The sequence below is a fragment of the Halochromatium sp. genome, assembly GCF_054919635.1.
This window is the reverse complement of record NZ_JBUDPI010000016.1, coordinates 1-23280: the sequence shown is the minus strand read 5'-3', so window position 1 is coordinate 23280 and position 23280 is coordinate 1. Positions and strand designations below refer to the sequence as shown.

Genomic DNA, 23280 nt, shown 5'->3' with positions numbered 1-23280 from the left:
ACCCGCATCCCGATGCCCGAGCAGCCGGATGAGGAACAGCAGGCCGAGGAGCCGCCACCATCGCCGGAAGACAATCAGGACGAGCAGCAGGATCAGGACCAGACGCCACAGCAGGAGCTGGACAAGCCCTTGGAAGAGCAGGTGCTGGAGGCGGCGCAGGCGGCGATCCCGCCGAATCTGCTGGCGATGCTGCAGATGGGCGCGATGCGCCAACGCTCGAAATCGAGTGGCAAGTCCGGCGCCATTCAGAGTGGCTCGCTGCGCGGCCGGCCGGCCGGGACCCGCCGTGGTGAGCCCGGTGCCGGTGCCCGTCTCAATGTGATCGATACACTCCGTGTTGCCGCGCCCTGGCAGCGGCTGCGGCGCCAAGAGCGTGCCGAGAAGGGCGTTGAGTCCGAGGTGCTGGTCGAGGTCCGGCGCGATGATTTTCGCATCACCCGCTATCGCCAGCGCTCGGAGACCACCACCATCTTCGTCGTCGACGCCTCCGGCTCGGCGGCACTGCACCGCCTCGCGGAGGCCAAGGGCGCGGTTGAGCTGCTGCTGGCCGATTGCTACGTGCGCCGCGATCGGGTGGCGATGATCGCGTTTCGTGGCCCTGGTGCCGAGATCTTGCTGCCGCCGACACGCTCGTTGGTGCGTGCCAAGCGCGGCCTGGCCAGCCTGCCCGGTGGTGGCGGAACCCCGCTCGCCTCGGGTATCGACGCCGCGCTCGCGCTCACCGACGGTGTGACCCGGCGCGGTGGTACGGCGGTCGTGATCCTGCTCACCGATGGCCGGGCGAATGTCAATCGCGATGGCATCGGCGGTCGTGCCCAAGCGGCCGAGGATGCACTGGCCTCAGCCCGAGCCTTCCGCGTTGCTGAGCTGAAGGGCTTGGTGGTGGATATGTCCCCCCGTCCCCGGCCCGATGCCGAGAATCTGGCGCGTGAGATGGGCGCGGTCTATCTGCCGCTGCCGCACGCTGATGCGCGCGCGCTCTCGGGCGCCGTGCAAGCGGTTAGCTGAGCCGCCGTCTGCAACGGGATGCGCTCCAGATGACCTCCGTCTCGGTCATGCAGGACAAGCCGGTTTGGGAATCCGATGGACGCGGCTGGCCGAATCGCGAGCATAGCCGCTTCGTCAGAGCGGGCGGGCTGCGCTGGCACATCCAGGAGGCCGGTAGCGGCCCTGGGCTGCTGTTGGTGCATGGGACCGGCGCCGCCACGCACTCCTGGGGTGGGCTCTTGCCGCTGCTTGCCGAGCATTTTCAGGTGCTCGCACTCGATCTACCTGGGCATGGGTTCACCGCCGCGCCGGAGCCGACCCAGTTATCATTGCCGGGGATGGCCGCGGCGGTTGCCGCCTTGACCGATGAACTCGATTTCGCGCCAGAGATCGTCGTGGGTCATTCCGCCGGGGCGGCCATCCTGGCGCGCATGTGTCTCGATGGCCGTATCCAGCCGCGGGTGCTGATCAGCCTCAGCGGGGCCCTATTGCCGCTGCGCGGATTTGCCGGGAAGTGGTTCTCGCCGGCGGCTAAGTTGTTCGCCCGCAGCTCGGTCGTACCTCGCTTCTTTGCCCAAGGAGCGCGCAAAGACCCGCGCAGTGTCAAGCGCATGGCCGATGGCACCGGCTCGCGTCTGAGCCCCGAGGGGATCGCGCTGTATCGGCTGCTGATCTCCTATCCGGGGCATCTAGCAGCGGCGTTGAACATGATGGCGAATTGGGACCTGGAGCCACTGCTGTGCGACCTCCCACGACTGCAGCCGAGACTGGTGCTGGTGGCCTTTGGCGACGATCGGACGGTGCCGCCCCACGAGGCGGAGCGCGCCAAGACACTGTTACCCAGCGCGCAGCTGCGGGTGCTGCCTGGGCTCGGACATCTCGGCCACGAGGAGAATCCGCGCCTGCTTCAGCAGCTCATCGTGGAGCGATTTCGGCAATCGCCTAGTCCTTTTTGAGCATATCGGCCAGGCCGGCGAAGGGGTTGTGGGTACTGGACGCGGACGCCCGCCCACCGGTGGCGCTGGTGTCACGGCCAGCCGCGACCGCCGCCAGATGCTCTTCGTACTTCTGATGCTCGTTGTCGTGGCAGTACAGGCAGAGCAGCTCCCAGTTGCTGCCATCGGGCGGGTTGTTGTCGTGATCCATGTCCTTGTGGTGCACAGTGAGCTCGCGCAGGTTGCTGCGATCGAACTCGCGCGCGCAGCGTCCGCAGACCCAGGGGTAGAGCTTGAGCGCCTGCTCGCGGTAACCGGCGGCGCGCTCGTCCATGGCGCGGCGCGCGTCGGCGACAACGCGATCGAGCTTGCTATTATCAATGGACTGGCCGGTGCGGCCGTGGCGAGGTGTGTCTTTGGGCATCTTGGACTCCGCTCTGTTGCGGCAGTTGGCAAGTCTATCGGGAAAGCAGAGTACGTTGACTCGTCGGATCGCTATTCAGCGCGCAGCGCGGCACGGTAGGCGCGAATCGCGTGATAGGTCGTTGGCTGATCGAGAAAACTGTTGAGCTGGTCGAGGTCTATGCCGGGAAGCACGCGGCTCTTCTGTGCGGGCTGGTAACGCTGATCACAGAGCACAAAAGACTGCAGCAGACCATGCTGCCAAAACCAGACTTCAGTAACATCGAGCTTGCGATAGATCTCGAGCTTGTCCAGACCGCCGGACGTCCAGGTGACCTCAATGGCCAGCTGAGGCCGATCGGCATCCGCTTCACCAAGGATGAAGCATTCGTCTGGCTCAATCGCGCGCCCGTCAGGCTCGGACTCCAGCGTCCAGCTGCCGAGCGTACGGAATGGGATCTCGCGCTCTAGGCAATAGGCCTCGACGAGGCGCCCAAGCAGCGACTTAATGGCCTCGTGGCTCCGTGACGGACTCATGATCTCGACCTCACCGTTGAGGTAACAGAGCCTCGGCGTCGAGTGCTCGCCGCGCATGGCGAGCAGATGCGTGAAATCAGCCCAGTACAGTGCATGTAAACGCACGATGTTGTCGTGCTCGAGCCGGTGCGGCTGTTCAATGCTGAGTGCGAGGTTTCCCATGCGAGACGGCCCTCAAGGTCAGGTCTCGGAACGAGCGATGATCACCCCTAAAACCTAGCCGCTGCGTCGAAAACCTGCAAGCAGCGGATCGGTCTTCGCCGTCCACTGACCACAGCGCGCCCCTCCACTGCTGACCGACAGCGATGTCTTCCTGCGCGACTTCTGCCTACGCGCTTGCCCAAGGCCGCAGTCAGGTCGATCCTCATGGCCTTTCAGAAACCCTGCAACAGGCAGATTGCGATACAAGACGACGGGGAAGATTGACATCGTTCTCGGGTATGCTTGCGCCTGCTATGGACCTGCTCAACGCTCTATTCCGCTCCCCGCCGTGGGAGGCTGTGCGCATCGGCCTGCATCTGGCGTTCGGCCTGGCATTGCTGTTCTGGCTGTGGCAAGCCTTGAAGCTGGGTCATGCGGTGCCGCTGCGGCATCTGGCCAAGCCGCGCGCTTGGCTGTTGCCGGCGAGTGCGCTGATTACCCTGGCGCTGACCGCCATCCTCGCTTATCAGGCCACTTGGCAGCTTGGAGGCACGGCTCGACCGCAGTTCATCGCCTTCATGCAATCGCATGATCGGCGCCAGTTCAATCCTGCACACTGGATTCAGCGTGGTCGTATCTTAGACCAGAGCGGGCAGGTCTTGGCCGAAAGTCGCAATCGAGACGGTGCTGCCGAGCGCGTCTACCCTTTTGGGCCGATCTTGTCGCATGCGGTGGGCTATGCCGATGCGCGCTTCGGTCTTAGCGGGATTGAGGCCATCGCCAATCGAGCACTGAACGGGTCGACCTTGGATAGCCTGGATGACTGGAGCGAGCTTGGGCGGCAGCTGCTCACACAGAGCAAGCGTCCACGGGGGCAGGATCTGGTCAGCACCTTGGATGCAGGCCTGCAGCAGTTGGCGGTCGAGAGGCTGGCGGCAGCAAAGCCCGTTGGTCGCGGTGCGGTGGTGATGCTGCGTCCTGCTGACGGTGCGGTACTGGTGATGGCGAGTGTCCCCGGCTTCGACCCAAATCAGCTGCAACCGAGTCTGTTCAGCGGTGCTGATCCGACGACGCCGCTCTTGAACCGCGCCACGCAGGGGCAGTATCCACCCGGGTCGACCTTCAAGGTGGTGCTTGCCGCCCAGGCATTGGAATCCGGCTTCAGGGGTCGCCTGGATTGCCCGGCGAATGGCTACACCACCTCAAGTCGGTATCGGCCGATCCGCGATCACGAGTATTACGAGGCGCAGCGCTCGGGTCGGTCTTGGGCCGGACATGGGGCACTCGATCTGACTACGGCGTTGGCCAAGTCATCGAATGTCTTCTTTGCGCAGCTCGGCGTGCTGGCTGGCCATGCAGCACTGCAGAAGACCGGTCAACGACTGCTCTTCAACCGCTCGATTGCCTTTGTTGGCGGGCCTTCGGGGAGGATGCAGCTACAGTCCGCGCAGCTCGAGCCGATCCCTGAGCGCGATCGCTATGGCTTGGCTCAGGCGGCGATCGGTCAAGGCCGAGCGACCGCGACCCCGGCCTATATGGCCCTGCTCGCGGCCGCCATCGCCAACGAGGGTGTTGCGATGCGGCCGCGTCTGCTGCGCGATACGCAGCCTGAATCACTCACGCGCTTCATGAGCGCCGACACCGCGCGACGGCTGCGGGTGATGCTGAGACAGGCCGTCAGCGAGGGCACCGGCAAGGGCATCGAGACCCCTGGGCTCGAGATCGCCGGCAAGACCGGAACCGCCGAGAACCCCCAAGGCCCCTCGCACAGCTGGTTCATCGGTTTTGCACCCGCCTCCGCGCCGCGCTTGGCCTTTGCCGTATTGGTCGAGCATGGCGGTTATGGCTCGACCGTGGCCGCACCGATCGCACGCGATCTCCTGCTCAAGGCCGCCGAGCAGGGCCTGTGATGAGCCGTCTCTTGAATGGGCTAGGCGGCTGCGCTAGCGATCGGGATCGGGATCGACTCGTGGTGCTTGGCGAGAGCACCCGGCCAGATTGGCTGGGCAGCTCATGGCGTTGTCGCCGTGGTCGTGGAGCATCCGGACGCTGTGGTTTGACGCCTAGCAGCGGGACTCGGCTGGTCTTGGGTATTCGCCGGGTCTAGTCATGGCTGGCCGTGGCACACCCACCAGCCTTGGAGATTTCTGGCAGCTTCGCGCACCGGAGCGCCAGCTGCTGCTGTGGGCGTTGCTGATTGCGCTGCTGGGGTATCTGATGCTTTTGGGCGCTCGGCCGAAGGATGGGCTGGAGGTGCAGCTCAGTGCCCTGATTCCCTTTCTGATCTTGGGTGGTGCCTTCCTCAGCGCCCATCTGCTGCTGGTGCTGGCGCGCTTTCGCGGTGATCAGCTGCTGCTGCCGGTCACGGCGCTGCTCAGCGGGATTGGCCTGATCGCACAGTCGCGCACCGGGCTCTTCGCCTCGGTGATCTCGGGCTCGATCTCAATCAGCCTTGAGAAACAGATTCTGATTCCCCTCGGGGTGGCCTTGATGCTCAGTATCGCCATCGCTGGCCGTCAGGGTCGCTACCGTCTTGCCGCGCGTGCAACCTGGCTCTGGGCGGGACTCTCGCTGCTGCTGGTCGGTCTGGTGCTGGCGACTGGCCAACGCTATCGCGGCGCCGTCTACGGACTGGGCTTCATTACGCCGACCGAGCTGCTGAAGCTGACCATGGTCTTGTTCACTGCCGGATTCATCGATCAGCACTTGAAGCCGCTCAGCCGTTGGCGCAGTCTGCTGCCGCCGCTGCGCCGGCTCTGGCCACTGCTGCTGGTCTGGACGCTCCTGCTGGCAATGCTCTTGCTGCAGCGTGACCTCGGGCTGGTGCTGATCCTGGGACTCATGCTGCTCGCGACCTTGGCCGCCGGCACCAGGCACCTAGGCTATCTGCTCTATGGCTTGGTCTTGGGTGGCGCGGCCGGTGCGGCCCTGCTCAGCCTCTTCAGCCATGGACAACGTCGCATCGAGGTCTGGCTCAACCCGTTTTCTGATCCGACCGGAGCGGGTTGGCAGGTCTTGCAAGGCCTGTCCGGAATGTACGCCGGCGGACTCTGGGGCGAGGGCTTTAGCGAGGCGCGTCCACGCTACACGCCGATCGCAGAATCAGACCTCATCTATTCCGTCTGGGCGGAAGAGTTTGGGTTCGCTGGCAGCCTGCTGTTACTGCTGCTGTTCGCGGTGTTGTTGGTGCGTCTGCTGACCCTGGCCGCACGAGCGCGCACGCCCTTCGGGCTGATGGCTGCCACCGGCGTGGGAACTGTGCTCAGCGTGCAGACGCTACTCAATATCGGTGGCGTGACCAAGGCCTTGCCACTGACCGGTATCACGCTGCCGCTGATCAGCCACGGCGGCAGCAGCCTGCTGACGGTCTTTATGAGCCTTGGGGTCGTGCTCGCGATCTCCGATGGCGAACCGGTCAAATCAAGGACCAAGTCCTCGGCAGCAAAGACACCCAAAGCCACCTCATCAGGCCGCGCACCAGCGACCGGCCAGCGTCAGCGCTCCCAGAGGCGCAAATCAGAACCGCCTACCGAACAGCCGCGTTAGAAACTGTCCATCGGCTTCTTTCCGATTTCAGCACCAGTGAAAGTCGATCATCAGGAGCTAGAAACTAGACGCCTATTCCGCATCGGCATCCAACGACAATCCGGGGTCGAACAGTGCTCAGTCCTCGTCGAGTAGCTCAGCAAGGGCATCGAGCAGCGCCGCATTCTCGTCGGGCGTGCCGACGGTGATACGCAGGCAGTCGGTGAGCATGGGGTGAGCGCCATCGAGGTTCTTGATCAGGATGCCGCGCTCGCGCAGACCGCTGAAGAGTGAACCAGCGCGCCCAGAGGCGGTGCGGACCAGAAGGAAGTTGGCCTCGCTCGGGAAGACCTGGAGTCCGCGTTGGTCGCTGTCGAGCCCTGCGAGGGCATCGGCCAGCCGGCTGCGCTCGCTGCGGATCATCTCGGTCTGCTCGTCGAGGACGTCGCGATGACGCAGCGCAAACTCGGCACTGACCTGACTCAACACGTTGATATTGTAGGGAAGCCGCACCTTGTCGATCTGCGCGATCCAGGGTACTGGACCGGCAAGATAACCGAGTCGAAGACCAGCCAGCCCCATCTTCGAGACCGTCCGCATGACCAGCAGATTCGGCCATTCGCCGAGCCGCGGCAGGAAACTGGCATTGGTGAACGGTGCATAGGCCTCATCGACGATGACCAGGCCCGGGCTCGCTGCGATGATCTGCTCGATGGCGGTCGGATCGAACAGGTTACCGGTCGGGTTGTTCGGATAGGCGATGAAGGTCAGTCGGGGCTGGTGGCGCTCGATCGCGTCGAGCGTGGCGTCGAGATCGAGTGAAAAATCACTCGCGCTCAGATTGACACCGACATACTCGAGTCCGGCGAAGAGCGCGATCATCCGATACATCACGAAGCCCGGATCGAGTGACAGCAGGCTGGGACATCCGGGCGCTGGCCCAGCTAATGATCCAGCTTCCGATCGCTGGTTATCGTCTGCATGGCGCCCGGGTGCGGCAACGGCGAGGGCCAGCATCTGGATCAGCTCGTCGGAGCCGTTGCCGAGCAGCAGATCCATCCCGTCGGGGATCTGCATCGCCTCTCGCAGGGCCGCGTGTAGCGCGTGCGCCTGCGGGTCGGGATAGCGATTCAGCTCGGCCTCCCGCAATGCGGCTAGCCAATCGTCGCGCAGATCGTCGGGCCAGCGGTAAGGGTTCTCCATCGCGTCGAGCTTGATCAGACCAGTGGCGTCTGGCACATGATAGGCCTTCAGCGCCTGCAGCTCGGGGCGGATCAGTTTCTCGACCAGGTCATTCATGTGGATTGTCTGGACCGCGGTACTCGGCTGAGCGGGCATGGGCGGTCAGCCCCTCGCCGCGCGCGAGGGTTGAGGCGGTATCAGCGAGCGCTGCCGCACCGCTCGCCGAGGCCTTGATCAGGCTCGAGCGTTTCTGGAAGTCATAGACCCCGAGCGGCGATGAGAAGCGCGCGGTGCGCGAGGTCGGCAGGACGTGATTCGGCCCAGCACAGTAGTCGCCCAGCGCCTCGGCGGTGTAGCGGCCCATGAAGATGGCGCCGGCGTGGCGAATCTTCCCGGCCAGCGCGTCAGGGTCGGCAACCGAGAGCTCAAGATGCTCGGGGGCGATGCGATTGGCGAGCTCAGCGGCCTCATCCTGGTCGCGGGCAAGGATCAGCGCGCCCCGTGCGCTTAGGGCCTGCGCGATGATCTCGCTGCGCTCCATCTGCGGGATCAGCCGCTCGATGCTGGCAGCGACCTGGTCCAGATATCCCGCGTCCCAAGCGATGAGCATCGATTGCGCATCCTCGTCGTGCTCGGCCTGTGAGAACAGATCCATCGCAATCCAATCCGGATCGGTCTCGCCATCGCAGAGGATGAGGATCTCTGAGGGGCCGGCGACCATATCGATGCCGACCTGACCGAAGACCGCGCGCTTGGCCGTGGCGACATAGATGTTGCCCGGACCGACGATCTTGTCACAGGCCGGCACCGTCGCGGTCCCATAGGCGAGGGCGGCGATGGCTTGGGCACCGCCAATGGCAAAGGCGCGGTCAACCCCAGCGATCTTGGCCGCCGCCAGGACCAGCTCATTGAGCTCGCCGCTTGGCGTTGGCACGACCATCACCAGCTCCGGGACACCGGCGACCTTGGCCGGCAGCGCATTCATCAGCACCGACGAGGGATAAGCCGCCTTGCCGCCAGGCACATAGAGTCCGACACGATCGAGCGGGGTGACCTTCTGGCCAAGCAGGTTGCCTTCGGCATCGGTGAATTGCCAGCCCTGCAGTCGCTGATGCTCGGCGTAGGCGCGGATACGCTCGGCAGCGGTCTCCAGCGCCTGGCGTTGAGCGGGTGGGATGCGCTCCAGTGCCTCGCTGAGCCGGCCATGATCGAGCTCGAGCGCGGCGACGTTCTCAGGGTGCCAATGGTCGAAACGTGCGGTGTACTCGATGAGCGCGGCGTCACCGCGCTGACGCATGTCGGCGATCACCGTCTCGACGGTCTGCTTGACGCCGGCATCGGAGACCGACTCCCAGGCGAGCAGGGCGTCGAGCCTGGCGTCGAAATCCGCGTCGGTCGTGCTCAGTCGGGTGATAGTGGGGTGGACGATCTGGGTCATGCTTCTGTGCTGTGCTATTGAGTCTTCATCGGCCTACCGCCGTTTGGGCCTCGACCGCGGCACGCAGGGACTCGACCAGCGCAGTCACCCGCGCGTGCTTCATCTTCCACGAGGCCTTATTGACGATCAACCTTGAGCTGATGTCGCTGATGTGCTCGATCGGGACCAGCCCGTTGGCCTTGAGTGTATTCCCGCTCTCGACCAGATCGACGATCAGATCGGACAGACCCACCAGTGGTGCCAGCTCCATCGAGCCATAGAGCTTGATGATCTCGACCTGCTGGCCCTTGGCGGCGAAGTGGCGCTCGGCACTGCGGACGTACTTGGTCGCGATCCGCAGCCGGCCGCGTGCAGGCGGTGGCACCAGCGCCGTATCGGGCCGGCCAGCGACCATCAGCCGACAGCGGGCGATACGCAGATCGAGCGGCTCGTAGAGTCCTTCGCCCCCATGCTCGAGCAGCACGTCCTTGCCAGCAACGCCCAGGTCCGCGGCGCCGTATTGCACGTAGGTGGGCACGTCGCTGGCACGGATGATGACCAGCTTAACGCTGGGGTCGGTGGTATTCAGGATCAGCTTGCGGCTGGTCTCCGGGTCTTCAGCGGCCTGGAGCCCGGTGGCTTCGAGCAAGGGTAGGGTCTGCTCGAAGATGCGTCCCTTTGAGAGCGCGATGGTGAGCCTTTGGTCGTCGGACATGGATAGGGTCGCTCTCGGCAGCAGGACGAGTTAGGGTCGAACAGCAAGGGGCCAGGCGGCATCAGTGCACGCGTCGGATCACAGCACCAAGCGCGGCGAGCTTCTCTTCAATATTGTCGTAGCCGCGATCGATATGGTAGATTCGATCGATCAATGTATCGCCTTCCGCAACCAATCCGGCGAGCACCAGACTGGCCGAGGCGCGCAGATCGGTGGCCATCACCGGCGCCGCGGTTAAACGCTCGACGCCGCGGCAGATCGCGACATTGCCTTCGATGCGGATATCGGCACCCATGCGCTGCATCTCCAGCGCATGCATGAAGCGGTTCTCGAACACCGTCTCTTTAACGGTCGCACTGCCCTCTGCGATGCTATTCAGCGCACAGAACTGCGCCTGCATATCGGTCGGGAAGGCTGGGTGTGGGGCAGTCTGGATGTCGACTGCACTGGGCCGTTTGCCTTGCATGTCGACCTCGATCCAATCCTCCCCCAGGCTCACCTGCGCGCCGGCCTCGCGCAGCTTCATCAACACGGCATCAAGCAGGTCGGCCCGGGTGTCAAGCACACGCACGCGTCCGCCGGTCATCGCCGCGGCGACCAGATAGGTGCCGGTCTCGATCCGGTCTGGCATGACCCTGTAGTCGGTTCCGCCGAGCCGCTCGACGCCCTGGATGCGGATGGTATCGGTGCCGGCGCCGCTGATCTGCGCCCCCATCCGATTCAAGAATTGCGCGAGATCCACCACTTCGGGCTCGCGCGCGGCATTCTCGAGCAGGGTCTCGCCGTCGGCGAGCGCAGCGGCCATCATCAGATTCTCGGTGCCGGTCACGGTGACCATGTCCATCACAAAGCGTGCGCCGCGTAAGCGCTTAGCGCGCGCATGCACATAGCCGTTCTCGACCCGAATCTCGGCGCCCATCGCGCGCAGCCCCTCGAGATGGATGTTCACCGGACGAGCACCGATGGCGCAGCCGCCAGGCAGCGAGACATCGGCTGCGCCGAAACGCGCCAACAGTGGTCCCAGTACCAGGATCGACGCGCGCATGGTCTTCACCAGCTCATAGGGCGCTTCGACGCTGCTGACCTGGCGGGCATCGGCCTGAATGCCCATGCGCTCATCAACCGTCAGCTGCACCCCGAGTCGCCCGAGCAGCTCCATCGTCGTGGTGATGTCGCGCAGATGCGGCACATTGGCGAGCGAGCAGATGCCATTGGCCAGCAGCGTTCCGGCCATGATCGGCAGGGCCGCGTTCTTGGCGCCTGAGGCACGGACCTCGCCGATGAGCCGCGGACCGCCGGTGATCAAGAGCTTATCCATACTGCTCAGCCTCGATCCCGAGCAATCCTTCCACATTCGAGAGCGCGGCAATGCGCGCCAATGACTCCGGCCAGCGACGGAATGCGATGCTGATGCCATCGCGACCGGCCTGATCGACCCAGTCCAGCAATAGCGCAATGCCGGCACTGCTGCTGCGCTCGATCTCGCCTAGGTCGATCTCAATCGTTACCGGCTCGCCATCGGAGCCGCGGGTCCGCATGGACTTCAGCAATCGCTGGCCTTCCCGTGCAAGGGCCGGCATCGTGCTGAGCGTCAGCGATCCGCTCAGTGCGAGCCTATTCGATCCGACCTCTTTGAGCGTCGATGACAGCTCTTCGGCCATCGGTCGTGCAGTCTGAGGAGGCAAAGCGCTAGGCACCGCGAGCTGTCTTTGCACGCAGCTGCTCGATCAAGCCGTCGATTCCCGAGGTCGCAATCGTGGTGCGGAATTGACCACGATAGTTGGAGATCATGCTCACGCCGTCGATGACCACGTCGTAGACCTTCCAGCTGCTACCGCGCTCGAGCAGGTAATAGTCGATCGGGATCGGCGCTGCGCCGGGCGCTCGCACCTCGGTCGGGACGACCACGGTCCCTGAGCGTGTGCCGGGGCGTGCGGCCTCATAGACGATGTCCTGACCCGAGTACTTCATGATCGATTTGGCATAGGTGCGCACCAGCAGATTGCGGAAGCTCTCGACGAGCTGCTGCTGCTGCTCTGGGCTCGCGTTCCGCCAATCACGCCCAACAGCCAGCCGGGTCATCTGCTCGAAATCAAAATGGGGTGCCAGGATGCTGTCGACCAACTCGTTGATGAGCTGCGGCTTGCGCTCGACCTCGGCTCGACGGCTCTCGAGCGCGCTGAGCATCTTGTCGGCCGTACGCTCGACCAGCTGAGTTGCGGACTGTTCAGCGCCAATGGCGCCTAGGGGCATTGCTAGCAACAGGATGCCAGCCATCAGAAGTGCTCTCATTCGCCACCCTCCTCTGCTTTGCTTAGGAGAAATTGTCCGATCATCTGTTCAAGTACCAGGGCCGACTGCGTGAATTCGATACGATCGCCATCGCCAAGCGAGTCCGGGCTGCCTCCCGGGTCGAGGCCAATGTACTGCTCACCGAGCAGTCCGGCGGTGTAGATGTTGGCAAAGGTGTCAGTTGGGATCTGATCGTAGCGGTCCTCGATGCGCAAGGTGACCAGGGCCTGATAGGTCTCTTGGTCGAACCCGATCGCTTCTACCCGCCCCAGTCTGACACCGGCCATGGTGACAGGTGCTCGTACGCGCAAGCTGCCGATATTGTCGAACTTGGCCGTTAGGCTGTAGCCCTCACCGACCGTCGCCATGCTTAGGTTACTGACACGCATGGCCAAGAAGAAGAGCGCGACGAAGCCAAGCGCCATGAAGGCACCGACCAGGATCTCGCTTAGGCGGATACGCGCCATGGCCTTAGCCTCCGAACATCAACGCAGTAAGAATAAAATCCAGCCCCAAGACCGCGAGCGCGGATTGCACCACGGTGCGCGTGGTGGCGCGACCGATACCAGCCGAGGTTGGCGTTGCGTCATAACCTTCATAGAGCGCGATCCAGGTCACGACCAGACCAAAGACCAGGCTCTTGATGACGCCGTTAACAAGATCTTCATCGAAATCGATCTTATTCTGCATCTGGCCCCAGAAGGCGCCGTCATCGACGCCAAGCAGCCCGACGCCGACGAACCAGCCGCCGATCACGCCAACCGCGCTGAACATGGCCGCGAGCAGCGGCATCGAGATCAGACCGGCAAAGAAGCGTGGCGTCAGAACCCGCTTGACCGGGTCTACGGCCATCATCTCTAGCGCGGAGAGCTGCTCAGTCGTTTTCATCAGGCCAATCTCTGCCGTCAGCGCAGAGCCAGCGCGACCGGCGAACAGCAGGGCCGTGACCACCGGGCCCAGCTCGCGCACCAGCGAGGCCGCCACCATCACGCCGAGACTCTCTGCGGCACCAAACTGCGAGAGTACATAGTGCCCTTGCAGACTCAGGACCATACCGACGAAGAGGCCAGAGACAACGATGATCAGCAGCGAGAGCACACCAACGCTGTAGACCTGCGTCAGCAGTAGGCGCGGGCGTACCAACATCGAGGGCAGGCCGCCGACGATGCTGATCAATAGCAGATGAGCACGACCAAGGCTCGCCAACATGGCGAGTCCCACGCGCCCTAGACTCGCTAGTGAGTCAAGCAATGAGGTCGCTCTCAGTGTCGCCGTCCTTGAAGCAGGTCTTGCTCCAAGGGCGGTGCAGGGTAGTGATAACGAACCGGACCATCCGGCTCGCCGTCCATGAACTGATGCACCCAGGCCGATTCGCTCGCTGCAACCTGCTGCGGAGTGCCTTCCGCCATGATGCGTCCGTTAGCGATGATGTAGAGGTAATCGGTGATACTGGCCGTCTCAGCGACGTCGTGGCTGACGACGATGCTGGTGAGACCGCTCGCATCATTGAGCTGCCGGATCAATGAGACCAAGACCCCCATCGAGATCGGGTCCTGTCCGGTGAAGGGCTCGTCGTACATGATCATCATCGGGTCCAAGGCGATGGCCCGCGCCAGGGCCACCCGGCGCGCCATGCCGCCCGAGAGCTGGCTCGGCATGAGTGACGCGGCACCGCGCAGACCAACCGCCTCAAGCTTGATCAAAACCAGCTTACGCAGCACCGATTCTGGCAATTTGGCGTGCTCGCGGATTGGAAAAGCAACATTCTCGAATACGTTTAGATCAGTGAGCAGAGCACCGCTCTGAAATAGCATGCCCATGCGCGTGCGTAGCCCATAGAGCTGGGCGCGACTTAGTGACTGGATCGCCTGCCCATCCACCTCAATCGATCCCGCGTCAGCTTGCAGTTGGCCACTGATGAGCTTCAATAAGGTCGTCTTGCCGGTCCCGCTCGGACCCATGATCGCGGTGACCCGTCCGCGCTGGATATCGAGGTCGATGCCATCGAAGATGCAGCGATCGCCATGGCAGAAGTGCAGCCCGCGTACCCGGATCAGCGGCTGATTGTCGGTAGGCCGAGACGCCTCCCTATCTGTCTGCAGCGGCGATACATGCTCTGACTGCGCTGATACCATCGAGTGAAGATCCTTGCTCGGGCCGCGACCCAAAGCAGCGCATTCTCGCGACCTGCCCCGATAGCGTCAAGGACGAGGCTGCGCTGAGCCTCGGCCATAGCCTCAGGCAAACCGCGCACCTGCGCCGTTGCCGAGCCTTGGCCCGGCCTCGTCTGGGCCGGCCTGGCCTGACCTGGCCGGGATCGCGTCAAGATGACCCGAGCCCGAATTACCCGAGCCCGAGCAGCTCGAGCAGCTCTTGCCAGTTGGCTAGGGTATCGCTGGTCGGTCGTTCGAGGATGATCAGGTTAGGCGAGCGTCCTTGGAGCTCGGTCATCCTGTTCAGCCAGACTCTTGCAGCGCGTAGGTCGCGATACAGCTTGGATGGGACCACAACGGCATAGCGCTGCTGGTCTGTCCTCAGCGCCTGCTCGGTCCGCGGGAGCTGATAGCGCAAGCTGTGATCTGCCCCGCCGCTAATCGCAGGGGCCGATGCAGGGTCCGTCAGGGCATCGAGCCAACCATCGAGCTTCGACCCCAGTAGTCGCGTCAAGGCTGACTCGTCGAGCTGGCGCGCTCCGGGTTCGACTGGGGACATCAGGGCTCGCTCGGCGGCGAAGCGAAAACCGGAGGGTACATCGTCGTGCCATTGCTCGGCCGTTTGGGCCTGGCTTGCTGTCCAGACCGCGGCCGGAAGCAGGGTTGTGCGAAAGCAATTCGCAAAGTAGCTGAGACGCCAGTCCGCCGGCAGGTCGTCAGGATAGAAGAGATCAGCGTCGGCTAGATCCCACCAACCCCGGGGGGTAACCATCGTTGAGTCGCTCATCCAGGTATCATAGGGTCAAGAGCCGCAAAGCTGTACCTGGCTCGAGAGCTCGAGCGAGAGATTGGTACCAAGCGTAGATAACGAGCCGTGGAGAGCTAGGGTGGACAGCCAGAACCAGATGACCGACTTTGAGGTGCGCGCTAGGGCGATCGAGCTCGTGATCTTTGACGTCGACGGGGTGCTCACCGACGGGAGCCTCTATCTCGGCGACGATGGCCAGGAATACAAGGCATTCAACTCGCGAGACGGTCATGGTATGACCATGCTGCGACAGGCCGGTATCACACTGGCGGTGATCACCGGACGCCAATCGGAGGTCGTGCGTATTCGCATGGAGAGCCTCGGCGTCGAGCACGTTTATCAAGGGCAGCGCGACAAGCGCCCAGCCTACGATGCGCTGCGTCAAGCCTGCGGACTCGAGCACGCACAGATCGCCTACGTGGGGGACGACGTCGTCGATCTGCCGGTGATGCGACAGGTGGGTCTGGCGATTGCGGTTGCAGATGCGCATCCCTTGGTGAAGCAATATTGCCATTGGCAGACCAGATTGTCCGGCGGTTGCGGCGCCGCGCGCGAGGTCTGCGAGGGATTGCTCGCCGCGCAGGGCAAGCTCGATGCACTCTTCGACGGATATGCCAGTCACTGATGATCCAGCACTGCTTGACGGGCTGCTTACCGACGCTGCTGGCGAGAGCCTCGACACCAGGTCGCCGTTGCCCCCGCGTTGCACGCGCTCAGCCAGTCGATCGTCTTGAGCTTCTCTTACCATGTCCTTAACGCGACGCGAGCTATTCGTCGGGATGGTACTGTTGGCTATTGGCCTGATTGGCTCCTGGCTGTTGTCCACAAGGGATAGCGACGAGGGTGCAACCGGCAGCGATGAGCGCCGTCCTGACTATGTTGTCGACGGGCTTCGCGCCGTTAGTCTCAACGCAGCGGGTGTGCCCGAGCATCGTCTTGTTGCCCGGAGACTGCGGCATTATCCGGACGATGGCAGTAGTGAGCTGGATGATCCCGTTCTGGTCGTTTATGGCGATGCTGGACCGAGCTGGTGGGCCCGCTCGGCGCAGGCATGGATCAACGAGTCTGGCGACGAGATCTTGCTTGAGCAGGACGTGCGGCTGCATCGACTCGCGACAGCGCTGTCGGCGCCGATCGAGCTGCGTACCAGTGAGCTACTGGTGCTGCCCGAGGTCGACTATGCCGAGACCGGGCGCTTCGTCGAGATCGAGCGCGAGGAGGACTGGATAACGGGGACTGAAGGCATGCGTGCCTGGCTGGGCAGCAGCATGCGCATCCAGCTGTTTGGACGCGCCCGCGCTGCGGTTGCTCCCAGTCAGTCTCCCAGTCAGCCTCTGGGTCAGGACCCCAGCCAGGCTCCGAGCCAGGCCTTGGGTCAGGCTGCTAGCGATGGCGACAATGCCGGATAAATGCACGATGAGGAAGAGGCCATGAGTCCGAAGCAACGCTCGGGTTGGATGCTGGCTGCACTGTTAGGGCTGGCGCTTGGCGCCCCGACAACCACACGCGCGCTCGAGTCTGATCAGTACCAGCCAATGTATATCGAGGCCGATGCCGCTGAGCTCGACGAAAAGCAGCTGACCAGCCTCTACATCGGTAACGTCGAGGTTACGCAGGGCAGTATGCATATTCAGGCAGACGAGGTGTTGGTCCATCACAAGCCTGACCGCCGTGCCGAGATGATCATCGCGATCGGTCAGCCGGTGCGTTATCGGCAGCAGCTCGATGATGATCCGGAGGAGGTCAAAGGACGCGCATTGCGGATGGAGTATGAGGCCGATCGCGAGGAGCTGACCCTGATCGATGAGGCGGTGCTGGTGCAAGGCGAGGATCGCTTCGCCAGCGACCGCATCGTCTACAATCGGATCACTGAGCGTGTTACCGCCGGCAGCAGCGCCCAGGGCCGCGAGCGGGTGAAGATTCGGATCGAGCCCGAGTCGGAAACTGCACCAACACCTGCGCCAGCGTCCGGAACCAAGCCAGCATCGGAGCAGTGATGCCGACGCTGGAAGCGACTGCGCTGGCCAAGACCTATCGACGTCGGCGCGTGGTCAATGGTGTCGATCTGGCCGTCGAGGCTGGTGAGGTCGTTGGCCTGTTGGGGCCGAATGGGGCCGGCAAGACCACGAGCTTCTACATGGTCGTCGGGCTCGTGGGCGCCGATGCAGGCAGGATTATCCTCGATGGCGAGGACATCACCCATCGGCCGATGCATGCAAGGGCGCGGCGTGGTCTGAGCTACTTGGCGCAGGAGCCTTCGGTCTTCCGAAAGCTCAGCGCTCGAGATAATCTGATGGCGGTGCTCGAGATGCGCAATGGCAGCACCCGCGAGGACCGCAGACAGCGCTGCGACGAGTTATTGGACGAGCTCGGCATCGCCCATGTGGCCGATTCACTCGCTCTCAGCCTCTCTGGCGGTGAGCGGCGACGGCTAGAGATCGCTCGCGCGCTTGCGGTTGAGCCCAAGGTGATGTTGCTCGATGAGCCCTTTGCCGGGGTCGATCCGATCGCGGTGGGCGATATCAAGGGCATCATTGGCCACCTACGGGATCGGCAGATCGGTGTGCTGATCACCGATCACAACGTTCGCGAGACCCTGGGCATCTGCGACCGGGCCTACATCATCAATGCCGGCCGGGTGATTGCCACCGGCGCTCCGGCCGCCTTGCTGCAAGACCCGCAGGTGCGAGCGGTCTATCTCGGCGAGCATTTTCGGCTCTGAACCAGCGTGCCGAGATGACTGGATCGACGCCCAGCGCTGCGAGTCAGCGGCCTTTTCGTCTAGACTGCGCCTCTGTATCAAGCCTTTCGTACCCAGATAGCCGCTCGGAATGAAGCAAAGCATCCAGCTTCGTCTTGGTCAGCAGTTGACCATGACGCCGCAGCTCCAGCAAGCGATCAAGCTGTTGCAGCTCTCCACACTCGACCTCCAGCGCGAGATCCAGGATGCGCTCGAGTCCAACCTGATGCTCGAGACCGCGGAGGAGGAAGAGACTGGGCGTGATCGCTCGACAGAGATGACTGGCGAGACCGCTAAGCTGCAGCAAAGTCAAGCAGATTCGGGCGTAGACGCAGAGGTTCCGGCTGAATCCAGTGCCCTGCCTGACGAGCTGGCCGTCGATAGCGAATGGAGCGATACCTATGATAGCGAGCCCCACGAGCAGTACGCTGGCCCGTCTGCCTCGCCAGGTCCAAGCTCATCTGATGATGTCGACCTGTTTGCGCAGCAATCGAGACCACAAACCCTGCATGATCATCTCGAGTGGCAGCTCGGTCTGGGGCACCTGGGGCCGCGTGATCGCATGATTGCCGAGGCATTGATCGATGCGATCGATGGTGATGGCTATCTTCGGCTCGATCCCGCCGAGCTGATCGAGACGCTCGAGCTCGAGGACCTGGAGCTCGATGAGATTGAGGCCGTACTGCATGCTATTCAGGCCCTTGATCCGGCCGGGGTCGGTGCCCGTGATCCGCGTGAGTGCTTATTGCTACAACTGCGCCAGCTGCCGCCTGATACGCCGCATCGCGCTGGCGCGCTGAAGATTTGCGACAGCCTGTTCGAGGCATTGGCCCGCAATGATCTTGACGAGATGCGTCGGCATACCAAGCTCTCGGATATCGAGCTGGGACGCGCGTTATCACTAGTCCGCTCGTTGCAGCCGCGCCCTGGATCGCTGATCAGCGACCATCGGCCCGATTACGTGATCCCCGACGTGCTGGTGCGCAAGCGCGCCGGTGTCTGGCAAGTCGAGCTAAATCCTGAAACTCAGCCTAAACTGCGGGTGAACGAAGAGTATGCGAAGCTGATCCGGCGCGCGGATGACGGTGCCGAGAATGTTTGCCTGAAGACGCATCTGCAGGAGGCCCGTTGGTTCATCAAGAGTCTGCTCAGCCGCAACGATACGGTGCTGAGGGTCGCGACCAAGATCGTCGAGCTGCAGCGCGATTTCTTCGACTACGGCGAGGAGGCGATGCGCCCGCTGATACTCAGGGACGTTGCGGACTCGCTCGAGCTGCACGAGTCAACGGTCTCACGGGTGACCACGCAAAAGTACATGCATACCCCGCGTGGTACGCTCGAGTTCAAGTATTTCTTTTCCAGCCATGTGGGCACGGCGTCGGGTGGCGAATGCTCGTCGACGGCTATCCGCGCCGTCATTCGCAAGCTGATCGCCGCCGAGACGGCGAACAAACCGCTGAGCGACAGCAAGATCGCCGGCATCCTGTCCGAGCAGGGCATCAATGTCGCGCGACGTACCGTCGCCAAGTACCGCGAGGCAATGGGTATCCCACCCTCGAATGAGCGCAAGCGCCTCTAGCTGCAGTGCTGAGTGACTGCCGCTGGAGATCGCCTGCAAACCCTGGAGTGACGCCATGCAAATCAACCTGACGGGCCATCATGTCGATATCACCGAGCCGCTGAAGGGCTATGTCGAGAGCAAATTCGAGCGCCTAGAGCGCCACTTCGATCATGTGATCAAGGTTCATGTGATCCTGAGTGTCGAAAAGCTGCGGCAGAAGGCAGAGGCTCGCATCCACATGAATGGTGCGGATGTGTTTGCCGATGCCGTTCATGAGGACATGTATGCAGCCATTGATGGACTGATCGACAAGCTTGACCGCCAGGTTCTGAAGTACAAGGAGAAACGACAGAGTCACCGGGGGTCTCCGACAAAGACGGTGGTGGAGGGTGAGCCAGTTGAACCTGAGCCGGATGAGGAGCCGCTGCACTGAGTGCTGCTGGTAAGATTGCCGTGCTCGCAGCGATGAGCTGTGAGCCTAAGCCCTGCGCCGGAGCGCGATCTGATCCGCTCCGGCATCTTTTGTTACGCTTATTTTGTTACGCTGGGGCGCTCATGTCCCTGCCCCTTGCCGTGCATCCGTCCCAACCGCGCCGATGCGATCCGGCAACGCTGTGCCCAGCGCGCAAAGACCACTTTCCTGGAGCAACGGTCGATGCTTCCCCCCAGTCTAATCACTGAGCCTCGAGCCCGCTGTCGTGTTGAGGTCACGAGCAAGAAGCGCCTATTGGAATCCCTCGCTGAGCTCCTGGCGACAGCCTGCTCGCAGTGCTCACCGGCGTTGGTCTTTGATCTCCTCAATGAGCGTGAGCGGTTGGGCAGCACTGGCTTGGGTGAAGGCATCGCGCTGCCACACGCACGTATCGACGGCATCGATCATGCTGTTGGTGCTTTTGTTCAGCTGACACAGGCAGTGAGCTTCGACGCCCCGGATGACCAGCCGGTTGATCTTGCCTTTGGTCTGTTGGTGCCGAGTGAAGCGACCGACGCACACCTGAGCTTGTTGGCCGAGCTCGCCGAGCGCTTCAGCGACCCGCAGCTGCGTTTGGCCTTGCGGGCTGCAGAGAGTAGCAGCAGGCTGCTGGACCTGTTGCAGCAGCGTGATTAGCTTGCCTTGATCGCACAGATGCCGCCCGTCGACACGCTGCAAGGGTTGGTTGAACATCTTGGCCCCAGGCTTGGGCTGCGCTGGCTAACGCCGGTGCCAGAGCAACCGCTGCCTCTGATCAGCGCAGACTCCACGGCCGGCGCCGCCCAGAGTCTGGTCGGCTCGCTGAACTGTATCCATCCTAACCGTTTGCAGGTGCTGGGGCTTGCCGAGGTCCGCCATCTTGACGACCTCAATCGAGCTGCTGAGCGGGATATCATCGAGCGGCTGTTCTTAGCAAGGCCGGCCGCGGTCATCTTTGCGCAGGACATCGATCCGCCTCCGGGCTTCATGGTCCGTGCTCGGCGGTTTGGCACGCCACTGCTCTCCTCGCCCAGTGAGGAAGAGGAGATCGTCGACCGATTGCAATACTTCCTCACCTATGCGCTGGCGGAGCGCACCACCTTGCACGGGGTCTTTCTCGATGTGCTGGGCATGGGCGTGCTCTTGGTCGGCGACCCAGGAATCGGCAAGAGCGAGCTCGCGCTCGAGATGGTGGTGCGCGGTCACCGGTTGATCGCCGACGACGCCCCTGAGGTGGCGCGTATCGGGCCGGAGACCCTGGAGGGAAGCTGCCCGCCGCTGCTCAGAGACTTTCTCGAGGTGCGTGGACTCGGCGTACTGAATGTTCGCGCGATGTTCGGCGAGGGAGCGGTACAGCGTCGCGAGCAGCTGAACTTGATTGTCAACATGCGGTCGTTCGATGAGGAAGCGCTGGCGCAAATGGACCGGCTTCGCGGTAGCCTCTCTGCGCGCAGCATCCTCGGGGTCTCGGTTCCAGAGGTGACCTTGCCTGTGGCCCCGGGCCGCAATCTTGCCGTACTGCTGGAGACTGCGGTTCGTAATCAAATCCTCCGCCTGCGCGGCTATGATGCCGGCGTGGACCTCATCGACCGCCAGTCCCGTTCTATTGACGAGAACGCCCCATGTCTGACTCCAACGCCGTCCGTTTAGCGCAGCATCCGCAGCGCCCATTGTCCGCAGGCAGGGCCTTGCGATGGAGCTGATCATCATCAGTGGCCTGTCCGGCGCCGGCAAGAGTGTTGCGCTGCGCACGCTGGAGGATATCGGCTATGTATGCATCGATAACCTGCCCCTGTTTCTTCTGCATGATCTCGCGCTTGGGCTGAAGGAGACCCGCCCCGAGGGCGGCGATGGGCGCGGCGGCACGGCCATCGGGATCGACGCTCGCAGCGGCCCTGAGCTGCTCGATCAGGTGCCGGGCGTGATCGAGGCACTGGAAGGGCAGGGTATTCAGATCCGGGTCCTGTTTCTCGATGCCGACACCCCAACCCTCGTAAGCCGGTTCAGCGAAACCCGGCGCAAGCATCCACTGACCAGTGCCGATCGTCCCTTGGCCGAGGCAATCGAGCTCGAGCGCCGCCTGCTTGAGCCGCTGCGCCTGGTTGCTGCATCACAGATCGATACCTCCGGTACCAACGTGCATGAGCTCAAGGAGCTCGTGCGCGGAAACCTCAACCGCAAGGGTCGAGGTCAGGCGCCCTTGCTGCTGCAATCGTTCGGCTTCAAGAACGGCATTCCAGCCACCGCAGACTTCGTTTTCGACCTGCGCTGCTTGCCGAATCCGCATTGGCAACCAGGGTTGAGACCCCTGAGCGGAAAGGATCAGGAGGTGGCCGAGTTTCTCGAGCGCTCGCCAGAGGTCATGGAAATGCGCGACGACCTGATCGCTTTTCTTGACCGCTGGCTGCCACGCTTCGAGACCGACGGCCGCAGCTACCTGACGATTGGCATTGGTTGTACCGGCGGACGCCACCGTTCGGTCTACATGGTCGAGGCCTTGAGTCGCCACCTTGAGACGCGGGGCCATCAGATCTTGGTGCGCCACAGGGAGCTGGGTCGCGAGCCTCTTCGGGAGTCGGCCCGAGCGTTCGATCCCGAGCTGCGCCGGGAGCTGGGATGAGCGTTGGCATCTTGCTGATCACGCATAACCGGATTGGTGCGGAATTGTTGGAGACCGCGACCCGGATGCTCGGCCGCTGCCCATTGGCCGCGGTTGCGATCAATGTGCATGAGCAGGATGATCCAGACCTGCTGCGGCGGCAGATCCTGGAGTGTGCCGAGCGTCTCGATGATGGCTCCGGTCTGTTGGTGCTGACCGACCTCTATGGGGCAACGCCCGCCAACATCACCGATGCGCTCTGCCGCCGTGGCGATGTGCGTGTCTTGAGCGGGGTCAATCTACCGATGTTGGTCCGGGTGCTGAATTACTGTCAGCTCGAGCTGGCCGCGCTCGCCGAGAAGGCCCTGAGCGGTGGGCGTGATGGCGTGCTCGGATGTAACTAGGGAGGCCGTCATGGTCCGCAGAGAGCTCGATATCGTTAATCGCCTTGGTCTCCATGCCCGAGCCGCGGCCAAGTTCGTCACCTGCGCCAGTGGCTTCCAGAGCCATGTCCAGGTCGAGCGCCAGGGGCGCCGAGTCAATGGCAAGAGCATCATGGGCGTGATGATGCTTGCTGCAGCCTGTGGCACCCGAATCACGGTGGAGATCGAGGGACCTGACGCCGAGCAGGCCGCCGATGCGCTTGAGGCCTTGGTCGCCGAGCGGTTCGGAGAAGCCGAGTGACGACCGCGCTGCTTGGGGTTGGCGTCAGCGGCTCGCGACCGGTCGCGATTGGCCGCGCTCAGCTCTTCGCCCGCGAGCCGACCGTGATCACCGAGGAGATCGCCCATGACCAGATCGATGCCGAGCTGGCGCGGCTTGATGCGGCGCTCGA

General features: G+C 63.1%; 27 protein-coding genes. 15 read left to right on the top strand and 12 right to left on the bottom strand.

What is annotated here, in order from left to right; translation table 11 throughout:
- Positions 1–1008, top strand: a 1008-nt coding sequence (locus ACY693_RS02225) for a VWA domain-containing protein (RefSeq protein ID WP_462320201.1), incomplete at its 5' end; no start/stop codon positions are given.
- 29 nt (positions 1009–1037) lie between these two features.
- Positions 1038–1943: an alpha/beta fold hydrolase BchO gene (gene bchO, locus ACY693_RS02220; protein ID WP_462320200.1), complete on the top strand. Its 906-nt coding sequence runs from the start codon at positions 1038–1040 to the stop codon at positions 1941–1943.
- On the opposite strand, the gene ACY693_RS02215 is transcribed toward bchO, so the two are convergent.
- Complete coding sequence (locus tag ACY693_RS02215) at positions 1930–2346, bottom strand: YajD family HNH nuclease (RefSeq protein WP_462320199.1); 417 nt, start codon at positions 2344–2346, stop codon at positions 1930–1932. The two genes, bchO and ACY693_RS02215, sit on opposite strands and share 14 nt — an antisense overlap.
- Before the next feature lie 71 nt (positions 2347–2417).
- Positions 2418–3023, bottom strand: a complete 606-nt coding sequence (locus ACY693_RS02210; RefSeq protein ID WP_462320198.1) for a Uma2 family endonuclease — start codon at positions 3021–3023, stop codon at positions 2418–2420.
- Between the two features lie 293 nt (positions 3024–3316).
- On the opposite strand from ACY693_RS02210, the gene ACY693_RS02205 reads away from it, so the two are divergent.
- Positions 3317–4912: a peptidoglycan D,D-transpeptidase FtsI family protein gene (locus tag ACY693_RS02205; protein ID WP_462320197.1), complete on the top strand. Its 1596-nt coding sequence runs from the start codon at positions 3317–3319 to the stop codon at positions 4910–4912.
- 199 nt (positions 4913–5111) lie between these two features.
- The gene (locus ACY693_RS02200) at positions 5112–6548 is read left to right on the top strand and encodes an FtsW/RodA/SpoVE family cell cycle protein (RefSeq protein WP_462320196.1); all 1437 of its coding nucleotides are present in this window, start codon (positions 5112–5114) and stop codon (positions 6546–6548) included.
- Positions 6549–6665: 117 nt separating this feature from the next.
- Here ACY693_RS02200 and ACY693_RS02195 read toward each other — a convergent pair whose 3' ends face one another.
- The 10 genes from ACY693_RS02195 to ACY693_RS02150 all read right to left on the bottom strand — a co-directional run bounded on the left by ACY693_RS02195 (position 6666) and on the right by ACY693_RS02150 (position 15058).
- Complete coding sequence (locus ACY693_RS02195) at positions 6666–7826, bottom strand: pyridoxal phosphate-dependent aminotransferase (protein WP_462320195.1); 1161 nt, start codon at positions 7824–7826, stop codon at positions 6666–6668.
- Positions 7819–9147 carry a histidinol dehydrogenase gene (gene hisD, locus ACY693_RS02190; protein WP_462320194.1) on the bottom strand — a complete coding sequence of 443 codons (1329 nt, stop codon included), beginning with the start codon at positions 9145–9147 and terminating at the stop codon, positions 7819–7821. The genes ACY693_RS02195 and hisD overlap by 8 nt, the downstream gene beginning before the upstream one ends.
- 25 nt (positions 9148–9172) lie before the next feature.
- Entirely contained in the window at positions 9173–9841 is a 669-nt protein-coding gene (gene hisG, locus ACY693_RS02185) for an ATP phosphoribosyltransferase (protein ID WP_462320193.1), read from the bottom strand.
- Between the two features lie 61 nt (positions 9842–9902).
- A complete protein-coding gene (murA, locus tag ACY693_RS02180; protein WP_462320192.1) occupies positions 9903–11159 on the bottom strand; it encodes a UDP-N-acetylglucosamine 1-carboxyvinyltransferase in 1257 nt (418 codons plus the stop codon).
- A complete protein-coding gene (locus ACY693_RS02175; RefSeq protein ID WP_462320191.1) occupies positions 11152–11502 on the bottom strand; it encodes an STAS domain-containing protein in 351 nt (116 codons plus the stop codon). Before ACY693_RS02175 ends, murA begins: the two co-directional genes overlap by 8 nt.
- 28 nt (positions 11503–11530) lie before the next feature.
- Positions 11531–12133 carry an MlaC/ttg2D family ABC transporter substrate-binding protein gene (locus ACY693_RS02170; protein WP_462320190.1) on the bottom strand — a complete coding sequence of 201 codons (603 nt, stop codon included), beginning with the start codon at positions 12131–12133 and terminating at the stop codon, positions 11531–11533.
- The gene (gene mlaD / locus ACY693_RS02165; RefSeq protein ID WP_462320189.1) at positions 12130–12600 is read right to left on the bottom strand and encodes an outer membrane lipid asymmetry maintenance protein MlaD; all 471 of its coding nucleotides are present in this window, start codon (positions 12598–12600) and stop codon (positions 12130–12132) included. Before mlaD ends, ACY693_RS02170 begins: the two co-directional genes overlap by 4 nt.
- Before the next feature lie 4 nt (positions 12601–12604).
- Positions 12605–13384, bottom strand: a complete 780-nt coding sequence (gene mlaE / locus ACY693_RS02160) for a lipid asymmetry maintenance ABC transporter permease subunit MlaE (RefSeq protein WP_462320188.1) — start codon at positions 13382–13384, stop codon at positions 12605–12607.
- Positions 13385–13395: 11 nt separating this feature from the next.
- Positions 13396–14268 (bottom strand): ABC transporter ATP-binding protein, encoded by an 873-nt coding sequence (locus tag ACY693_RS02155; protein WP_462320187.1) that lies wholly within the window; start codon positions 14266–14268, stop codon positions 13396–13398.
- Positions 14269–14476: 208 nt separating this feature from the next.
- Entirely contained in the window at positions 14477–15058 is a 582-nt protein-coding gene (locus ACY693_RS02150) for a hypothetical protein (protein ID WP_462320186.1), read from the bottom strand.
- 133 nt (positions 15059–15191) lie between these two features.
- On the opposite strand from ACY693_RS02150, the gene kdsC reads away from it, so the two are divergent.
- The 11 genes from kdsC (at position 15192) to ACY693_RS02095 (ending at position 23129) form a co-directional block, all read left to right on the top strand.
- Entirely contained in the window at positions 15192–15719 is a 528-nt protein-coding gene (gene kdsC / locus ACY693_RS02145) for a 3-deoxy-manno-octulosonate-8-phosphatase KdsC (RefSeq protein ID WP_462320202.1), read from the top strand.
- 121 nt (positions 15720–15840) lie between these two features.
- Positions 15841–16503 carry an LPS export ABC transporter periplasmic protein LptC gene (gene lptC / locus ACY693_RS02140; protein WP_462320185.1) on the top strand — a complete coding sequence of 221 codons (663 nt, stop codon included), beginning with the start codon at positions 15841–15843 and terminating at the stop codon, positions 16501–16503.
- 21 nt (positions 16504–16524) lie between these two features.
- Positions 16525–17091 (top strand): lipopolysaccharide transport periplasmic protein LptA, encoded by a 567-nt coding sequence (gene lptA, locus ACY693_RS02135; RefSeq protein WP_462320184.1) that lies wholly within the window; start codon positions 16525–16527, stop codon positions 17089–17091.
- Positions 17091–17816, top strand: coding sequence for an LPS export ABC transporter ATP-binding protein (gene lptB / locus ACY693_RS02130; RefSeq protein WP_462320183.1), 726 nt, complete (start codon positions 17091–17093; stop codon positions 17814–17816). The genes lptA and lptB overlap by 1 nt, the downstream gene beginning before the upstream one ends.
- A 109-nt stretch (positions 17817–17925) precedes the next feature.
- Positions 17926–19413, top strand: a complete 1488-nt coding sequence (locus tag ACY693_RS02125) for an RNA polymerase factor sigma-54 (RefSeq protein ID WP_462320182.1) — start codon at positions 17926–17928, stop codon at positions 19411–19413.
- Positions 19414–19468: 55 nt separating this feature from the next.
- A complete protein-coding gene (gene hpf, locus ACY693_RS02120; protein ID WP_462320181.1) occupies positions 19469–19828 on the top strand; it encodes a ribosome hibernation-promoting factor, HPF/YfiA family in 360 nt (119 codons plus the stop codon).
- A gap of 222 nt (positions 19829–20050) precedes the next feature.
- Positions 20051–20503, top strand: a complete 453-nt coding sequence (locus ACY693_RS02115) for a PTS sugar transporter subunit IIA (protein ID WP_462320180.1) — start codon at positions 20051–20053, stop codon at positions 20501–20503.
- Between the two features lie 18 nt (positions 20504–20521).
- The gene (hprK, locus tag ACY693_RS02110) at positions 20522–21496 is read left to right on the top strand and encodes an HPr(Ser) kinase/phosphatase (RefSeq protein ID WP_462320179.1); all 975 of its coding nucleotides are present in this window, start codon (positions 20522–20524) and stop codon (positions 21494–21496) included.
- Between the two features lie 43 nt (positions 21497–21539).
- Positions 21540–22466, top strand: coding sequence for an RNase adapter RapZ (gene rapZ, locus ACY693_RS02105; protein ID WP_462320178.1), 927 nt, complete (start codon positions 21540–21542; stop codon positions 22464–22466).
- On the top strand, positions 22463–22849 hold the full coding sequence (locus ACY693_RS02100) for a PTS sugar transporter subunit IIA (protein ID WP_462320177.1): 387 nt from the start codon (positions 22463–22465) through the stop codon (positions 22847–22849). Before rapZ ends, ACY693_RS02100 begins: the two co-directional genes overlap by 4 nt.
- Positions 22850–22859: 10 nt before the next feature.
- Positions 22860–23129: an HPr family phosphocarrier protein gene (locus tag ACY693_RS02095; RefSeq protein ID WP_462320176.1), complete on the top strand. Its 270-nt coding sequence runs from the start codon at positions 22860–22862 to the stop codon at positions 23127–23129.
- Positions 23130–23280 lie beyond the last annotated feature (151 nt).

Coding starts and splice junctions, on each gene's coding strand:
- hisG (WP_462320193.1), bottom strand. CDS start 9,841: ATGTCCGACGACCAAAGGCTCACCATCGCGCTCTCAAAGGGACGCATC.
- ACY693_RS02175 (WP_462320191.1), bottom strand. CDS start 11,502: ATGGCCGAAGAGCTGTCATCGACGCTCAAAGAGGTCGGATCGAATAGG.
- ACY693_RS02210 (WP_462320198.1), bottom strand. CDS start 3,023: ATGGGAAACCTCGCACTCAGCATTGAACAGCCGCACCGGCTCGAGCAC.
- ACY693_RS02195 (WP_462320195.1), bottom strand. CDS start 7,826: ATGAATGACCTGGTCGAGAAACTGATCCGCCCCGAGCTGCAGGCGCTG.
- hprK (WP_462320179.1), top strand. CDS start 20,522: ATGCCGCCCGTCGACACGCTGCAAGGGTTGGTTGAACATCTTGGCCCC.
- ACY693_RS02125 (WP_462320182.1), top strand. CDS start 17,926: ATGAAGCAAAGCATCCAGCTTCGTCTTGGTCAGCAGTTGACCATGACG.
- ACY693_RS02155 (WP_462320187.1), bottom strand. CDS start 14,268: ATGGTATCAGCGCAGTCAGAGCATGTATCGCCGCTGCAGACAGATAGG.
- ACY693_RS02095 (WP_462320176.1), top strand. CDS start 22,860: ATGGTCCGCAGAGAGCTCGATATCGTTAATCGCCTTGGTCTCCATGCC.
- lptA (WP_462320184.1), top strand. CDS start 16,525: ATGAGTCCGAAGCAACGCTCGGGTTGGATGCTGGCTGCACTGTTAGGG.
- bchO (WP_462320200.1), top strand. CDS start 1,038: ATGACCTCCGTCTCGGTCATGCAGGACAAGCCGGTTTGGGAATCCGAT.
- mlaD (WP_462320189.1), bottom strand. CDS start 12,600: ATGGCGCGTATCCGCCTAAGCGAGATCCTGGTCGGTGCCTTCATGGCG.
- hisD (WP_462320194.1), bottom strand. CDS start 9,147: ATGACCCAGATCGTCCACCCCACTATCACCCGACTGAGCACGACCGAC.
- ACY693_RS02115 (WP_462320180.1), top strand. CDS start 20,051: ATGCTTCCCCCCAGTCTAATCACTGAGCCTCGAGCCCGCTGTCGTGTT.
- ACY693_RS02215 (WP_462320199.1), bottom strand. CDS start 2,346: ATGCCCAAAGACACACCTCGCCACGGCCGCACCGGCCAGTCCATTGAT.
- ACY693_RS02170 (WP_462320190.1), bottom strand. CDS start 12,133: ATGAGAGCACTTCTGATGGCTGGCATCCTGTTGCTAGCAATGCCCCTA.
- ACY693_RS02100 (WP_462320177.1), top strand. CDS start 22,463: ATGAGCGTTGGCATCTTGCTGATCACGCATAACCGGATTGGTGCGGAA.
- murA (WP_462320192.1), bottom strand. CDS start 11,159: ATGGATAAGCTCTTGATCACCGGCGGTCCGCGGCTCATCGGCGAGGTC.
- lptC (WP_462320185.1), top strand. CDS start 15,841: ATGTCCTTAACGCGACGCGAGCTATTCGTCGGGATGGTACTGTTGGCT.
- ACY693_RS02200 (WP_462320196.1), top strand. CDS start 5,112: ATGGCTGGCCGTGGCACACCCACCAGCCTTGGAGATTTCTGGCAGCTT.
- hpf (WP_462320181.1), top strand. CDS start 19,469: ATGCAAATCAACCTGACGGGCCATCATGTCGATATCACCGAGCCGCTG.
- lptB (WP_462320183.1), top strand. CDS start 17,091: ATGCCGACGCTGGAAGCGACTGCGCTGGCCAAGACCTATCGACGTCGG.
- rapZ (WP_462320178.1), top strand. CDS start 21,540: ATGGAGCTGATCATCATCAGTGGCCTGTCCGGCGCCGGCAAGAGTGTT.
- kdsC (WP_462320202.1), top strand. CDS start 15,192: ATGACCGACTTTGAGGTGCGCGCTAGGGCGATCGAGCTCGTGATCTTT.
- ACY693_RS02150 (WP_462320186.1), bottom strand. CDS start 15,058: ATGGTTACCCCCCGGGGTTGGTGGGATCTAGCCGACGCTGATCTCTTC.
- ACY693_RS02205 (WP_462320197.1), top strand. CDS start 3,317: ATGGACCTGCTCAACGCTCTATTCCGCTCCCCGCCGTGGGAGGCTGTG.